Source organism: Cupriavidus sp. H18C2, from assembly GCF_049393795.1.
In the GTDB taxonomy this organism is placed as follows: domain Bacteria; phylum Pseudomonadota; class Gammaproteobacteria; order Burkholderiales; family Burkholderiaceae; genus Cupriavidus; species Cupriavidus pauculus_C.
Window position 1 is genome coordinate 779775 of record NZ_CP186011.1, and the last position, 14976, is coordinate 794750.

Below are 14976 nucleotides of genomic sequence, written 5' to 3' on the forward strand. Positions count from 1 at the left end.
GGGGCAGGCTTCAGGCCAGCAACGGGCTGCGGGCAAACTCGCCGGCCGCCCAGTCCAGGAACGCCCGCACGCGCGGCGAAAGCTGCCGCGAGCGGGGATAGAGCAGCGACACGGGCTGGGACGGCGGCGGCGTGTCGCGCAGGATTTCGACCAGCGAGCCGCGCCGAAGCTGGTCGATCACGTGAAAGCGCGGCACCTGGGCCATCCCGAGCCCGAGTTCGATGCCGGTGAGATAGCTCTCCGTGCCGGTCACTGCGAGCGGGCACGGCAGCGACACGGTCTTCAGGTCATCACCGACGGTGAATTCCAGCGGCGTAACGTTGCCGGTGCTCATCTGGCGGATGGCGACCATGCGGTGGCCGTCCAGCGCGTCAAAGCTGGCCGGGGTGCCGAACCGCGCCAGATAGGCGGGCGTGGCGCAGGTCAGCCGGTCCAGCATCGCCACCTGCCGCGCCACCAGTTCGCTGTCGGGCAGCCGCCCGTAGCGCAGCACGCAGTCGACGCCTTCCTGCACAAGGTCCACCCACCGGTCCCCTTCGCTCATCGTGATCTGCAACTGCGGGTAGCGCGCCAGGAAATCGGGAAAGCCGGGCATCAGGAAATGGCGCGCCAGCGTGCCCTGCACCTCGATCCGCAGCATCCCGCGCGGCTCGGCCCCACTGAAACCGCCCTCGGCGTCCTCGATATCGTCGAGGATGCGCAGGCAGCGGCGGTAATACGCTTCGCCGTCCAGCGTCGGGCGGACCACACGGGTGGTGCGCTGGAGCAGCCGAACCCCTAGCCGTTTCTCCAGATCGGCGATGACCTTGGTCACCGTCGACCGGGGCACGTCCATGTCGCCGGCAGCCAGCGTGAAGCTGCGGCGCTCAACCACGCGGGTGTAGAGCCGCATCGCATCGAATCGGTCCACTTTGGCCTCTCTATGGCGTATCCGCCATATTTAACGACGTATTGTTTCTCTGGCAGAACAAGTGATGGCAATTCTAGGCCGATTATCCAGTGCCGACTATCGCCGATAGTGCAGTCACACCGCGCCGACGCGGTTCGACCAACGATCCACCCTGGAGCCCGACATGACCACTTTCCCGTCCACTTCCGCCCAGACTGGCCAGCGCGTTGCCATCGTCACGGGCGCCTCGCGCGGCATCGGCGCCGCCATCGCCCGCCGGCTGGGCGCCGATGGGTTTACCGTCGTCGTCAACTATGCCGGCAGTGCCAGCGACGCCGAGGCCGTCGCCGCCAACATCGAGGCCGCCGGTGGCCGCGCGCTGACCCACCAGGCCGACGTCGGCGACGCCGCCGCCGTCGCGCGCATGTTCGCCGCCGCCGAAGCCGCGTTTGGCGGGGTGGACGTGCTGGTCAACAACGCCGGCATCATGAAACTGGCGACCGTGGCGGAAAGCGACGACGCCCTGTTCGACAGCATCATGCGCATCAACGTCAAGGGCAGCTTCAACACGATGCGCGAAGCCGCCCGCCGGCTGCGCGACGGCGGCCGGATCATCAACCTGTCGTCGAGCCTGGTGGGACTGCTGATGCCGACCTACGGCGTCTACGCGGCGTCCAAGGCGGCCGTCGAAGCCATGACCCACGTGCTGATGAAGGAAGTGCGCGGCCGCAATATCACCGTGAACGCCGTGGCCCCCGGCCCGACCGCCACCGAACTGTTCCTCGACGGCAAATCGCCGGAACTGATCGACAAGATGGCAAAAATGGCACCGCTGGAACGCCTGGGCAAGCCGGAGGACATCGCCAATGCCGTGGCCTTCCTGGCCGGCGCGGACGGGTCGTGGATCAACGGCCAGACACTGCGGGCCAACGGCGGAATTATCTGAGACGCGGGCGGTGGGTCAGCGGCCGTCGACCTGATCGAACGCCGTGGAGGTCTGCCGCTGGTGGACGATGCTCATCCCCACCTGCGCGGCCATCAGGCCGAGCCAGATCAGCGGATAGGCCCACACGGGCAGGACGGCGTCGCGGGCATCGTCCTTCCCGGGCAGATCGAGACAGAGCAGCAAAGCCGTGAAGCCCGCCGCGCCCATCGTCCAGAACAGCGACAGCGGCAGCGGGCCGTAGTCGGTCGGGCGAACGGCCGCTACCGGCGCCGGGCCGACCACATTGAGCGCCACACCCGCGCTGCAGGGCGTAGCCACCAGTTGCGCGCCTTGCCCGTGCCCGATCATGCTGGCCGCCAGCGCCTGGGCCAGCCAGGCATGCGCGGGACCTGGGCGGCCAAGCGCGCGGTCGATGTCGTGGCTGGCGACGGTCAGCGCCGAGTCCCCGACAGCGGTCGTGACCGCATGCCGCAGCCCCTTGTTGAGGTCCGTGTACCAGAATTGCTTGATCCGCTTGGCCGGCACCTGCCCGGCATCGACCAGCTTGACCAGCGCCGCCTCGACGCCATCCGCCTCGGCGGTGATCGCGCGGCACAGGTTGCCCTGCGGCCTGATCGGCGGTCGGGCACCCGCCAGCGTTTGCGGCGCCGCCAGCAGCACGGCGACGGCGATTTCGGAAATTTCCGGCGCCTCCTGCCCATCGTGCAACTGACACGCCAGCACGAGCCGCGACCCGGCCAGCGGCGGCGCGGCGCCCCACAGGGTATCCATGCACGCCGCCTTGCTGCCCGGCGTCCACCTCGCCGACACGCGGTCCGGCACCCCGAGCTGGCGCATCAGGCGTAGCAATTCCTTTAGATCTCCTTCGTCGGCGGTCTGCAGGACGATTTCGAGGGGCCCCAACCGGACCAATCGTGTCAAGACGGGCAACAGCGGCGAGAGCAGGGATTCGAGCGCACAGACCAGACGGGAGCTGCCCGCCGGCGCATCGAGGTCGAGCGCCAGCACCTTGTCGGGATTGACCGGCGGCGCCCCTTCGAGCCCCAGCAGCCGCTCGGCCAGATCGTTCTCGGGCGTCAGCACCACGCTGTCGACAATCGCCACATGGCCGCGCGCCCAGTTCAACCAGTAATAGGCGCGCCATTGCCGCCGCACGTTCCAGAGCCAAGCACTGTCAGCCGGCAACTCATAGCCGGCGTACAGGCATGCACCCAGCAGCGCCGTGCATATCGTCAACGGTATATACAGCGCCTGATAAACGAACGCGTTGGACCACACCGTCTCGCCTTTCGGCCATCCGGCAAAAACAACCAGCACACCAACCGCTTCAAATGCGACCAGCACCGCCAGCAACAACCAGCCCGACGGCGCCCGCGGCTCCTGACGCGCCGGAATTTCTTCCATTTCCCAACCCGAACTCATGCGAACCTGGCCCCAGACGGCGCGGCCAGCACGATACTGCCGCATTGCGATCGACACCCATGCACCACCAGCCGTCGCCCCTGCTCGGTATACCCCTCGCCGCCCTCGACAATAGGATTATCGCCATGCGTGGGACAGGACACGATATCCCCCACCAGCGCCACGCGCCGGCCGCCAATGACAAAGGTCGACGATGCGGTCTTCACAACACCTTGATGGCTGGTGGCATCGCCCAGCAGCACGGGATCTTTCATGGGGTAGGTTTCGGGAAATTGGACGGGCGGATGGAGTCGTCGCAGGAAATGTATTCCTGGCCGGAGGGGGTGTGGAGACCGTTTAGGTAGTTGGGGCGCCGCGATGCGCGGAAGTAATCGCCCTTGATGCCTGGAGGCAAAGGCTGACGAAGGTCAATGCCCGAAACAAGGGGATACTGCTCGACCCAATAGTCATCAATATCGCGGGCAATCTTCTCTGCGATGTAGATTCGGTCTGCTGTGGCAGCCACGATGTATTGGGCCGAGTCCTCAAAAGGACTACGCGAATTTTTCATATAGTAGCCGCCACTTCTGAAAGAACGTCCGCCATCCGTCGAATAGATGAATGCAATATTGCAGCCCTTGTCCGGGCACACCCCCATAGGTGGGTACGAGGAGGGAACGACAATATTTCGGCCCGTTGGGTCGGCATTGATCAGTCTTCCCCTGTAGCTCGCTATGCCGCCACCCCTGCCAAACTTGGTACGGATACCCAGACGCGTGTCGTTGTAGTACGTAGTTCCAAAGTAGCAGTGCTTATAGTCCTCCAGCGAGATATAGCGATGAGCGTCAATGCGGTAGATAACCTGCGGGGGGACATCAAAACTCGGCACTGCGTCCGAACGATTCGACGACGGATTTGCGCAGCCGGTGGCGAGGAAGGCGGCGATGGCGAAAACGCCCAGAATGTAGCGATATGCAATCAATCGGCTCTCCTTACTTGCTCACATTGGCCGGACGAATCGAGTCGTCGCAGCTGACATATTCCTGGCCGGAGGGGGTGCGGAGGCCGTCCAGGTAGTTGGGACGCTGCGATGCGGAAAACCTCTCACCCCGGACTGTCGTCTTGACTTCGGGGCGCGGCGGTTCGCCAGGGCGGTACGGGCGAAGGTCAATGCCGGGAGCCAATGGATACTGGGTGACGTAGTAGTCATCCGTTCTCCATTTTCTAGCAATGTAGATTCGGTCGGTAGTGGCCGCGACGATATAATTCGCAGAATCCAAAAATGGCTTCCACGTATTTCTGATGTAATAACCACCACTCCGAAATGACCGCCCCTCGTCTGTGGAGTATATAAATGCAATATTGCACCCGCGGTCGGGACAGGAGCGTCGAGGTGGTTCAGAGGACGGAATCACGATATTCCTGCCAGTCGGATCGGCGTTGATAAGCCTTCCCTGGTAGTTTTCGACGCTATCGGTCCCTAGCTTGGTACGGATGCCTTGTCGGACATCGTTGTAGTACGTGGTGCCATGACGGCAGTCGCGATAGTTCTCCAAGGTGATAAACCGGTGGTCGTCAATGCGGTAGATGACCTGCGGGGGGACATCAAAACTAGGCACTTCGTCCGAACGATTCGACGACGGATTTGCGCAGCCGGTGGTGAGGAAGGCGGCGATGGCGAAAACGCCCAGAATGTGGCGATATGCAATCAATCGGCTCTCCTTACTGGCTCACATTGGCCGGACGAATCGAGTCGTCGCAGCTGACATATTCCTGGCCGGAGGGGGTGCGGAGACCGTCCAGGTAGTTGGGACGCTGCGATGCGGAAAACCTCTCACCTCGGACTGTCGTCTTGACTTCGGGTCGCGGCGGTTCGCCATGACGGTACGGGCGAAGGTCAATGCCGGGAGCCAATGGATACTGGGTGACGTAGTAGTCATCCGTTCTCCATTTCCTAGCAATATAAATTCGATCTGTGGTGGCGGCGACGATGTAGTCCTTAGAATCCCTAAATGGATTCGGGGAATCTCGCATGTAATAACCGCCACTAAGAAAGGTTCTGCCGGCATCTGTCGAATAAATGAAAGCTATGTTGCAACCCTTGTCTGGACATGCCGCATTGGGAGGATAAGACGACGGAATAACGATGTTCTGTCCTGTTGGGTCTGCGTTGATGAGCCGCCCTCTATAGCTGGCTATGCCGCCGCCTCTGCCGAACTTGGTACGAATGCCCTGACGTGTGTCGTTGTAGTATGTTGTGCCGAAGTAACAATGCTTGTAGTCCTCAAGGGAGACGAAACGCTGATCGTCGATGCGATAGATAATCTGCGGGGGCACATCAAAACTCGGCATTTCCTCCAAACGATTCGACGACGGATTTGCGCAGCCGGTGGTGAAGAAGGCTGCGATGGCGAAAACGCCCAGAATGTGGCGATATGCAATCAATCGGCTCTCCTTATTTGCTCACCTTGGCCGGACGAATCGAGTCGTCGCAGCTGACATATTCCTGGCCGGAGGGGGTGCGGAGACCGTCCAGGTAGTTGGGGCGTCTGGAAGCTGCAAAAGTGTCGCCTTTGACTGGCGTTTGGACCTTGGGACGCGGTGGTTCGTCAGGTCGGAAGGGACGGAGGTCGATGCCGGGAGCCAATGGGTACTGAATGACGAAGTAATCCTTTGCCCCCCATTTTTCAGCAATGTAGATTCGGTCGGTAGTGGCCGCGACGATATATCTCTTTGACTCATCATAAGGTCGGCGCACATTACGCATGTAATATCCACCACTCAAGAACGAACGCCCACCGTCAGTCGAATAGACAAAGCCAACATTGCAGCCTTTGTCCGGGCATGAGATCCTCGGTGGCTCCGATGAGGGGATAACGATATTCCGACCTGTTGAATCAGCATTGATCAGCCGTCCTTGGTAGTTTTCGATGCTTTCGTCGCCCAGCCGGGTACGAATACCTTGCTGAGTGTCGTTGTAATACGCCGTTCCATGACGACAGTCTCGATAGTTTTCCAACGTGATAAAACGATGGTCGTCGATTCGGTAAATAACCTGCGGCGGCACGTCGAAATTACGCACCTTTTCTGGGATACGAGTTGGCGGATATGCACATCCCGACAGAACCAGCGCTGCGGTGACCCCCTGAATAACTCGCTGCCTCATTATGCCCCTCTGAATTTGTCGTTGTGAGCCTTGGCCGCTATCGCATCAGCGACCGCTTCCTCGTCTATGTAGGCGCTTGGCATTTCCGGCCGAAGTAATATTCCATTGGTGAAATACGCATCGGTCATCTGAGTCCAATCCGCTTCGAGCGTGAGCTCACGCCAAAACCGGCGGTCTTCAAATGACTCGCAGAAGCCGATTGGCAGGTCGTAAGCGGCTACCCGCGACATGAAGTTCACATCTGACGGCAGCGTACTGTGATCGGGAGGCTCGGCCTTGACGGTGCTCAACCGCTCACGCGCTTCGTCATCCGTCTCTTTGGTTCGGATGCGTTGATTTCCGCTGTAGATGTCTTCACCCCGATCCTTGTAAAGCTCGCCCTCATAGACGGAACGCATGTACGGGTATTCCTTCAAGTAGTACTCGCCGTTGTCTGGCCGAATCGCGCCCATTTCTCTTGCTTCATCCACAGACTCATCAAAGGCGCTAAGTTCCGCCGGCGTCAGCGGTCGCGGCACTGCCTCGGCATTGATGTGGACCGTTTGATGTGTGGACGGCACGGTCCACAGCTTGATGCCATTGAAAATCGGCCCCCGATTGCCATCCCAGAATTCCTTGGGAGACTTTGGATCGGCCGGGTCACCGCCCTTCATGTCGGGCAGCGTGCCGAAACGCTTGATACCGGGCGTATCTCCGCAAGGGGTGAGCCGGGCCAGCATCCGCTGCTTGACCGTTTCCCCCAGTTCCTCCAGCAGCCGGCTGCTGACACCCTGCCAGCCGATACTCTCCAAAGCGGACATGCCCATCACCCGATCGTGCGGACTGAAATAAACGTACAACCGCCCATGGTTATCCCGTTCGGCGAGTTCCGGAGCCAGTTGGGCATCGGGGCGCCAGGGCTTGCCGTCGGGGGTCTTGCCAACCTGGAGCAGCCCTTTGAGGCGGTCATCGAGCATGCGCCTGTCGGCGCGGATGCGATTTGCGATATTTCGGAAGGTCTTTTCACGCGCCGCTGCCGTCGGGCGGTCATTGCCGCTTGTCGCGAAATCCGTGATCTTGTCGTCGAGGGCAAACGGCGAATTCATCAGGAACAGCGCGTCTGGCGCCCGGGTGCTGCACAGTGCCGCAGCCGCCATGGCGATCATGGTGCCCTGGCTGTGCGACATGACCGTAATCGTGTCGTGCGGATATCGGGCGCGTATCTTGTCGATCAGATTGGCCAGCCGTTGAGCGGCGTGGGGGTAATAGTCTCGCGCAGGCGCGTCCTGCAGTTGGCGCTCCGGCTCGGTATTCAGCAGTTGGAGATTGACGACGCCGAACAGGTGGCGGCTGAAACCCTTGCCACTCCACATCTGTTGCAGGTTGTTGGTACCATTTTGGAACGGCCCGCCGCCCCAGAACCACGGTCCCTGGTCATCTTTGGAGCGCTTGGCGAAATCCACTCCGCTGATGTTTCGAAGTGGCACTTTGTACTTCCCTTGCGCTGCGACGGCTTCTGGTTCACGGTAGCCCCAGAAAAAACGAATCACGAGGGATCTGCCAGGATCATTGGAGACGTAGCGGCGCTCGTGCATGATCCGAGGAGTACCGGGGACCTGATCTAGGTATTTGTTCTCTCTGAGCCGAAACTCGCTATCCCCCAGCCCCAACCTCTCATTCAACCCCTCACACAACGCCTTCTCGGCCGCGTCATACCACTCCCCCTCCGAATTCACCCCGTGCACAAAAATAATCACGCCGGGCAGATGCGGGGGGATCTGGGCTTCGGCCCGGACGCCAAAACTGTCGGGGGTCATGTACGACTCCCAGTACGGGTTGCCGTGGGCGTCCCGCTGGGTCGGTACGACGCGGGTGGCTTCCTTGGGTCGAGCCTGCTGCGGCGACGCCTTGGCCTGGGGAGCCGCAGCGTCCATCGTTGTTTCGCCAGTTTGATCGGCCATGTCAGAGCTTCAGTTTGACGCGCAGCAGTTGCATGCCCTGTGCGACGTGCTTGGTGAGCAGCGAGGTTTCGCCGTCTTCGTTGGTGACGCCCTCGGTGATTTCGCCGTTGGCGAGCCGGATCCGATAGGCGCGATTGGGCAGCGGTTGGCCGGTCACGACGTCGGTCAGCACGAACCGTTCGTTGTTGATGGTGTCGGTCTGGGCGAACGTCGGGCGTGGCAGCGAAAGCGAGCCGGGGCCTGACTTCTGGATCTCGATCATCTTCAGGATGAGATGCCCGGCCCCGCCGATTTCCACGTTGTCGCCTTGCACTTTGATATAGGCGCTGCCCCCGCCGCTCAGGACGATGCCGTTCCGGGCGTTGGCGATCAGCGACCCGCTGGCGCTGGTCAGTTGCATGTTCTTCTCGGCCACCAGTTCCATGGCGTCGGACTGCGCCTGGATCAGCACCTTGCCCCGCGCGGCGAACAGCTTGATGCCCAGCTTGTGGGCGAACAGCGACAGTGCGTCGCCGGCGGCGATGGCGACGCTGCGCAGGGCGTTGACGTGGAACGCCGCGCCCGTCTTGATGCCGACGTCGTTGCCCGCCGACAGGGCGATGCGCTGCGGCGTGGCCGCCGCGATGCCGGCCGGTGCGGACAGCGCGAGGACGGCCTGCTTCAGATCGGTGACGCTGTCCTTGAGCCACTGGTTCTCGGCCCTCAGGTCGGCCACCTCGGCGACGGCGGCCCGGGCCGCTTCGGCCAGCCCCTCGGCGCCAGCCATTGACAGCTCCAGTTGCCGCATGGCGCCAGCCGTGTCGGTCTGCTGGCCGATGGCATTGGCCTGCCTGTCCGCGGTGACCAGCAAGCCACCGCCCGCGCGCACGACGCCGTGGCGGTCGGTGCGGAGTTCGAAGCCTTCGCCGCGCTTCTTGCGATGGCTATCGACCAGGTGTCCGAGGTTCAACTGCGTCTTGCCGCCGTAGTCGGTGGACAGCTTGACGCCCTCCTCGCCCTCCCAGTCCTCGAACCGCAGCTTGTTGTTGCTCTGCGTGCGGATGACGTTGCGCGACAGCCAGCGGTCCTGGCAGGTCACCAGGTCCTCGTGCTGGCTGTGGTGAAGGGCGTGGGCGATATAGGGCTTGTTGGGATCGCCGTCGCGGAACGCGATGGCGACCTCGGTGCCGTCGATCAGCGGGAAATGGAAGCCGGTCTGGCGCGCCCCGGCGAACGGCTTGGCCAGCCGCAGCGGCACGCTCTCGCTGCCCCTGGGCCAGTTGTCGAAATCGAGGTCGAACCGCACCACATAGAGACCCTGCTGCGTCAGGTAGGCGTACTTGTAGTCGCCCGGCGACGTCACCCGCGCGCTCAGCGTGCCGGCGATGCGCGGCCACCGGCTGTCATCGACCGGCAGGCGGAAGCGCCGGTCCGCCGGTATCGCCTTGTACGTGTTGCTATAGGCGCGGTCCCGGGCGCCGGTGTGGATGACCTCGGTAACCACCTGCCCGTTCGGCGCGTCGGGCAGCGACAGGTCCATGCGCAGCACGCGGGCCGGCCGAAGTTCCAGGATGTTGCTCCGGCCCTCGTAGACGATCTGCCCGGCCAGTGCCGCCTCGTGACGCAACTGCGCGGCCCAGCGGGCGCCGGCCATGTCGAGGTGGTGCGTGCCGTAGACGTAGGGCTGTCCGTAGTTGCCGGTTTCCTTGCGGGCGACGTTCGCCTCGGCCTTCAGGCGCTCGTAGGATTGGTCCGGGTTGTAGTCAGCCGTCAGGAACGATTCGGGCACGGTCCGGACATCGGTCCGGATATCGGAGACCGACTCCACGCCGGACTCCAGCCCCGCCGTTTCCCGGTACGGCACGCGCAAGGCCGGCTGGTAGATGTAGTGGTCGATGTCGTCGGAGAACTGCAGCACATCGCCAAACGCCGTGCCGAACCGGCCGGGCAGGAAGTAGCAGTACAACCCTTCCTGCTCCATCAGCAGCCGGATGTAGTCCCAGTCGGACATCTGGTACTGGAGCCGGAACCGGTGCTCCGGATACTGGCGGCGGGTCTTGAAGGCGAACTGGTGGCCTTCCAGCCCGTGCCGGCGCAGGATGGCCTCGATGATCTGCGGTGCCGTCTGGTGCTGGTAGACACGGCTGGCCTTTGTCAGCGCCAGCAGCGCGACCTTCGGCTGCACCACCATCTCATACGCGCAGAAGTCGCGGCTTTGTCCCGTCTTTGAGAACTGGACGATGCAGCCCGAGAACCGCCTGGACTCGGTGCCATCGGCCGGGGCGATCGAGAACGTCGCGTCCTTGCGCAGGTAGTCCAGCCGCGCCAGTTCGGCCGCGTGGGTCAGCCGTATGGTGACGCGATACGGTTCGCCCAGCCGCTCGACGGCGTCGAAGGAGACCACGGACAGCCCACCAGCGCTTGGCGCCCCGGGCACTTCCAGGCGATATGCCTGACGCCCCACCAGGGCCTGACGCCGCCCCGCCGCGATATCGTTCTGTCCGTCCACCGTGCCCGCCATCGATTCGAATGGCGTCAGATTTTGATGGACGACTGGCGGCTCCACGTTGACGCAGGTCGGGTAACCCTGCAGTTCGCCATGAGACTTGCACGCCGCACGGCCTGCGCTGTCGCCGAAACGTTGCGGGCGTCAGAAACGCTTGGCGGTTAATGGCATTTTAAGAATCCGAGGCGGGGTCAGACATCGCCCCGCCCCTCGCCGTGTTCGCGTTCAGCCCACCCGAAGCTGGTTCTGGACGTCCTTCACGCCCATCACATGCCCGGCGATGTCCTCAATGCGGTGCTTTTCCCCGCGATCGCGGGCGCTGCCTTTCAGCGTGACCACGCCGGCCTCGACATCGACTTCGACCTCGCGCAGGTCCACCCGGCCGTCATGGGCCAGCCGCTCGCAGACATCGTCGCGGATGCGCTCGTCGGAGCGGGTGTAGCCCTTCGGCCAGACCGGCTGCGAGCGCCACTCGACCCGTTCGCCATATCCGCGCGACTGTTCGTGCGGCATGCCGGCCGGGCGTCCGCCGCTGCCCGGACGATGGCGCAGCGCGCCGTCCTCGTGGCGGTCCTGCCAGTTCACGTCGGCGGCGCGGTGCCAGCTTGCGCGGCCGGGCGCCGTGCGCAGGCCGTCATCCTCAGAGATGCCATAGGCGGCGGGGTCGACGCGCGACTGTTCGTACACGCGCGTGTCGGCCTCGCGCCCGCGCGCCCAGGGCCGGGGATACGCCTCCGGGCCGCCAAAGTCCTCGGTCTGGTCATGGACGGCCCAGTCGCTACCGGCGTCGGACACACCGGGCTGGAACCAGCGATTGTGCTTCGTCATATCGGTCTCCCGTAGTGGTGGCGATGGGAAAGACACGATGCAAAATCCGTTCCGCGACGAAAAACCCCCACAGCCAGCCTCCGCAGCGGTGCCTGCCCAGGCGCCCGCGTGTAGCCCGCCCCATCCGTTGGAAGATTTACCGCCACCCCGGCCGCCCGCGCCGGCACATTAGAATGATGCGCCGCCCGCCTGCGGGCCCAGCCCGCCCCCGACCATGATTCCGTCCGTCTCCGCCCTGCACAACCGCCTGAAGATGCAGCACCTGCGCCTGCTGGTGGCCATCGAGGCGCGCGGATCGCTGCGGCAGGCGGCCGAGGCGCTCACGCTCTCGCAGCCCGCCGTCAGCAAGATGCTGCAGGACATGGAAGACCTGCTTGGCGTGGCCCTGTTCGAGCGCCACGCGCGCGGCCTGCGGGCAACGCGCTTCGGCCATGCCGCCACGCGCTACGCCAAGCTTGTGTTTGCCGACATGGCCGGCCTGCGCGATGAGCTGGTGGCGCTGGCGTCCGGCAAGATCGGCCGCGTGCGCGTCGGCGCCGTCATGGCACCAGCCCCGGGTCTGCTGGCCGATGCCATCCGCGACCTCAACCGCGACCATCCCCAGCTCGAAATCGCTGTCCAGGTCGATACCAGCGACGTGCTGATGCCGCTGCTGGAGCGCGACCAGCTCGACGTCGTGCTCGGCCGCGTGCCCGAAGGCTGGGACGCCGGCGGCGTCGATTTCGAGCAGTTGGGCGACGAGGGCCTGGCGATCGTGGTCGGCCCCCAGCACCCGCTCGCACGCAAGCGCCGCCTGGCGTTTGCCGAGCTGACGCGCTACCCGTGGATCATGCAGCCGCGCCCCAGCCCCATGCGCGCGCTGATCGACCGCTCGTTCGAGGACGCCGGCGTCGCCCCGCCCCCGTCGACCATCGAGACCGCCGCCGTGCTGATGACCACGTCGCTGCTGGCCGACAGCGAACTGGTGGCCGTGCTGCCCGAATCGGTGGCCGCGTACTACGCGCGGCTCGGCGCGCTGGCCGTGCTGCCGCTGCCGTTGCCGATCCAGCTCGGGCCGTACGGCATCGTCACGCGGCGCGGCCGGCCCGCCACGGCGTCGATGAGCCTGCTGATCGACGCCCTGCGCGCCCGCGCGGCCTAGCGCCTGGTTGCAACCCGCTCAGCGCCCCCAGCGCAGCACCAGCGGGTCCAGCCGCCGCGCCACCCGGAGCAGCCCCTCGCGCGTGGCCGGATGCATGGGCTGGAGCGGATGCCGCACCGCATCGCAGCGGATCACGCCGCCTTCCTGCATCAGCACCTTGGCCGTCGCCAGCCACCCCTGGCGGTTCTCGTAGTTGATCAGCGGCAGCCACTGCTGGTAGCGGGCGGCGGCGCCCTCGGCATCGCCGGCCTGCCAGGCGTCCAGGATCTGGCGGATGCCGTCCGGATAGCCCGCGCCGGTCATCGCGCCCGTGGCGCCCGCTTCCAGGTCGGCCATCAGCGTGATGGCTTCCTCGCCGTCCCAGGGCCCGACAATCGCGTCGCCGCCCAGCGCAATCAGCTCGCGCAGCTTGGCTGCCGCCTGCGGCACCTCGATCTTGAAATAGGAAACGTTCGGCAGCGCCTGCGCCATGCGGGCCAGGAACGGCGCTGACAGCGTGGTGCCGCTGACCGGCGCGTCCTGGATCATGATCGGGATGTCGATGGCCGCCGAGACCGTCGCGAAGAAGTCGAAGATGGCCGGCTCGGGCACGCGGATCGTGGCACCGTGGTACGGCGGCATGACCATCACCATGGCGGCGCCGGCGTCCTGCGCGGCGCGGCTGCGCTCGGCGCAGATCCGCGAGCTGAAATGCGTCGTCGTCACGATCACGGGCACCCGCCCGGCCACGTGGTCCAGCACCGTGGTCATCAGCCGCGCCCGCTCGTCGTCGGTCAGCACGAACTGCTCGGAGAAGTTGGCCAGGATGCAGAGGCCGTCCGATCCGGCGTCGATCATGAAGTCGATGCAGCGGCGCTGGCCGTCCAGGTCCAGCCCGCCCTGGGCGTCGAAGATGGTCGGGGCCACGGGGAACACTCCGCGATACACGGGGGTCGTCATGCGCTGTCTCCTGGGTCTGATGTTGTGCCGCCCAATATACGGGCCGGCCCGCGCGCTGCCTAATGAAACGTGCCGATACCGTGATCGCCTGCGGTGATCGCTCGGCGCCCGGCCGGCGCCGCGCCAGCCGCCGCCCGGGGCCCGCCCGCGTTAACCCGGATATCAGCACTGCTTATCGCCGCTTCAGAAATGCTCAGTTTTCGGCGCCCGCCGCGCTCCGTATAGTGGGTCTCACGCAGCGCAGACTGCGTGCCACGGAGACAGACATGAAGACTTGGATGGCCGGCGCACTGGCCGGCATCGTCGGGTTCGGCCTGGCAGCCCCCGCCGCCTGGGCGGATGACGCTCGCCCGGTACGCATGATGGTAGGCGCGGCCCCCGGCGGCGGCACGGACATCATGGCGCGCATCGTCGCGGACAAGCTGGCCGCGATCCTCAAGCAGCCGGTGGTGGTGGACAACCGCCCGGGCGCGTCGAACACCATCGCCGCGGACCTGACCGCCAAGGCGCCGCCCGACGGCAACACGCTGCTGATGGGCGTGTCGACGTCGCAGGCCATCGCGCCGCACCTGCTCAAACTCCAGTTCAACCCGCTGAAGGACCTGGCGCCGGTGGCGCTGGTGGCGCAGGTGCCCAACGTGCTGGTCGTTAACAACCAGTTGCCGGTGCAGGACGCGCGCGCGCTCGTGGCCCAGATCCAGGCCCATCCGGACAAGTACCGCTATAGCTCGTCCGGCGTCGGCAGCACGCAGCACCTGGCGGCGGCGGCCTTTGCGCACCAGATCCACGGCCGGATGCTGCACGTGCCGTACAAGAGCAGCGCCAGTGGGCTGGTCGACCTGATGGGCGGCCAGGTGGACATGAGCTTCGAGACCATGCCGTCGGTCATCAACCATATCAAGGCCGGCAAGCTGCGCGCGCTGGCGGTGACATCGGACACGCGCTCGGCGCTGCTGCCGAACGTGCCGACGCTGAAGGAAGCCGGCGTGCCCGAGATCCAGGCCAACACCTGGTACGGCGTCTACGCCACGGGCGGCACGCCGCCCGCCACGCTGCAGAAGCTGGGCGCCGCCATGGCACAGGTCATGAAAGACCCCGACACGCTGCGCCGGCTGGGCGACGTTGGCGCGGTGCCCGGCACGATGGACGCCGCCCGCTTCGACGCCTTCTCGCGCAGCGAATACGCGCGCTACGGCAAGCTGATCGCCGAACTGGGCGTGAAGCTCGACTGACCCCAAACC

14 protein-coding genes are annotated in these 14976 nt (G+C 64.7%); 3 read left to right on the top strand and 11 right to left on the bottom strand.

The annotated features are described in order from the left end of the window. Positions 1-10: 10 nt before the first annotated feature. Positions 11-910 carry a LysR family transcriptional regulator gene (locus EPAKOI_RS20040; RefSeq protein WP_124686542.1) on the bottom strand — a complete coding sequence of 300 codons (900 nt, stop codon included), beginning with the start codon at positions 908-910 and terminating at the stop codon, positions 11-13. A gap of 163 nt (positions 911-1073) precedes the next feature. Between EPAKOI_RS20040 and EPAKOI_RS20045 the strand changes: the two genes are divergently transcribed. Further along, positions 1074-1835, top strand: a complete 762-nt coding sequence (locus EPAKOI_RS20045; RefSeq protein ID WP_423194426.1) for an SDR family oxidoreductase — start codon at positions 1074-1076, stop codon at positions 1833-1835. Positions 1836-1850: 15 nt separating this feature from the next. Here the strand turns inward: EPAKOI_RS20045 and EPAKOI_RS20050 are convergent, their stop codons facing one another. The 9 genes from EPAKOI_RS20050 to EPAKOI_RS20090 form a co-directional block, all read right to left on the bottom strand. Further along, positions 1851-3239, bottom strand: a complete 1389-nt coding sequence (locus EPAKOI_RS20050) for a hypothetical protein (protein ID WP_423194427.1) — start codon at positions 3237-3239, stop codon at positions 1851-1853. Positions 3240-3253: 14 nt separating this feature from the next. Continuing rightward, positions 3254-3511, bottom strand: a complete 258-nt coding sequence (locus EPAKOI_RS20055) for a PAAR domain-containing protein (RefSeq protein WP_423194428.1) — start codon at positions 3509-3511, stop codon at positions 3254-3256. Continuing rightward, complete coding sequence (locus EPAKOI_RS20060; RefSeq protein ID WP_423194429.1) at positions 3508-4218, bottom strand: T6SS immunity protein Tli3 family protein; 711 nt, start codon at positions 4216-4218, stop codon at positions 3508-3510. Before EPAKOI_RS20060 ends, EPAKOI_RS20055 begins: the two co-directional genes overlap by 4 nt. Positions 4219-4228: 10 nt before the next feature. Next, positions 4229-4948 carry a T6SS immunity protein Tli3 family protein gene (locus EPAKOI_RS20065; RefSeq protein ID WP_423194430.1) on the bottom strand — a complete coding sequence of 240 codons (720 nt, stop codon included), beginning with the start codon at positions 4946-4948 and terminating at the stop codon, positions 4229-4231. A 10-nt stretch (positions 4949-4958) separates the two neighbouring features. Continuing rightward, entirely contained in the window at positions 4959-5681 is a 723-nt protein-coding gene (locus EPAKOI_RS20070) for a T6SS immunity protein Tli3 family protein (RefSeq protein ID WP_423194431.1), read from the bottom strand. A gap of 10 nt (positions 5682-5691) precedes the next feature. Next, positions 5692-6318, bottom strand: coding sequence for a T6SS immunity protein Tli3 family protein (locus EPAKOI_RS20075; RefSeq protein WP_423194432.1), 627 nt, complete (start codon positions 6316-6318; stop codon positions 5692-5694). 83 nt (positions 6319-6401) lie between these two features. Continuing rightward, entirely contained in the window at positions 6402-8342 is a 1941-nt protein-coding gene (locus EPAKOI_RS20080; RefSeq protein WP_423194433.1) for a T6SS effector phospholipase Tle3 domain-containing protein, read from the bottom strand. Between the two features lies 1 nt (position 8343). Next, positions 8344-10842, bottom strand: a complete 2499-nt coding sequence (locus tag EPAKOI_RS20085; protein WP_423194547.1) for a type VI secretion system Vgr family protein — start codon at positions 10840-10842, stop codon at positions 8344-8346. Between the two features lie 210 nt (positions 10843-11052). Next, on the bottom strand, positions 11053-11655 hold the full coding sequence (locus EPAKOI_RS20090; protein ID WP_423194434.1) for a BON domain-containing protein: 603 nt from the start codon (positions 11653-11655) through the stop codon (positions 11053-11055). Between the two features lie 214 nt (positions 11656-11869). Between EPAKOI_RS20090 and EPAKOI_RS20095 the strand changes: the two genes are divergently transcribed. Next, positions 11870-12796: a LysR family transcriptional regulator gene (locus tag EPAKOI_RS20095; RefSeq protein ID WP_124686534.1), complete on the top strand. Its 927-nt coding sequence runs from the start codon at positions 11870-11872 to the stop codon at positions 12794-12796. Between the two features lie 18 nt (positions 12797-12814). On the opposite strand, the gene EPAKOI_RS20100 is transcribed toward EPAKOI_RS20095, so the two are convergent. Then, positions 12815-13735, bottom strand: a complete 921-nt coding sequence (locus tag EPAKOI_RS20100) for a dihydrodipicolinate synthase family protein (RefSeq protein ID WP_313836217.1) — start codon at positions 13733-13735, stop codon at positions 12815-12817. Positions 13736-14001: 266 nt separating this feature from the next. Between EPAKOI_RS20100 and EPAKOI_RS20105 the strand changes: the two genes are divergently transcribed. Further along, complete coding sequence (locus EPAKOI_RS20105) at positions 14002-14967, top strand: Bug family tripartite tricarboxylate transporter substrate binding protein (RefSeq protein WP_423194435.1); 966 nt, start codon at positions 14002-14004, stop codon at positions 14965-14967. Positions 14968-14976: the final 9 nt, after the last annotated feature.

Excerpts from the sequence above, each read along its gene's own strand:
- EPAKOI_RS20045 (WP_423194426.1), top strand. The coding sequence starts at position 1,074 with ATGACCACTTTCCCGTCCACTTCCGCCCAGACTGGCCAGCGCGTTGCC.
- EPAKOI_RS20050 (WP_423194427.1), bottom strand. The coding sequence starts at position 3,239 with ATGGAAGAAATTCCGGCGCGTCAGGAGCCGCGGGCGCCGTCGGGCTGG.
- EPAKOI_RS20055 (WP_423194428.1), bottom strand. The coding sequence starts at position 3,511 with ATGAAAGATCCCGTGCTGCTGGGCGATGCCACCAGCCATCAAGGTGTT.
- EPAKOI_RS20080 (WP_423194433.1), bottom strand. The coding sequence starts at position 8,342 with ATGGCCGATCAAACTGGCGAAACAACGATGGACGCTGCGGCTCCCCAG.
- EPAKOI_RS20085 (WP_423194547.1), bottom strand. The coding sequence starts at position 10,842 with ATGGCGGGCACGGTGGACGGACAGAACGATATCGCGGCGGGGCGGCGT.
- EPAKOI_RS20090 (WP_423194434.1), bottom strand. The coding sequence starts at position 11,655 with ATGACGAAGCACAATCGCTGGTTCCAGCCCGGTGTGTCCGACGCCGGT.
- EPAKOI_RS20095 (WP_124686534.1), top strand. The coding sequence starts at position 11,870 with ATGATTCCGTCCGTCTCCGCCCTGCACAACCGCCTGAAGATGCAGCAC.
- EPAKOI_RS20100 (WP_313836217.1), bottom strand. The coding sequence starts at position 13,735 with ATGACGACCCCCGTGTATCGCGGAGTGTTCCCCGTGGCCCCGACCATC.
- EPAKOI_RS20105 (WP_423194435.1), top strand. The coding sequence starts at position 14,002 with ATGAAGACTTGGATGGCCGGCGCACTGGCCGGCATCGTCGGGTTCGGC.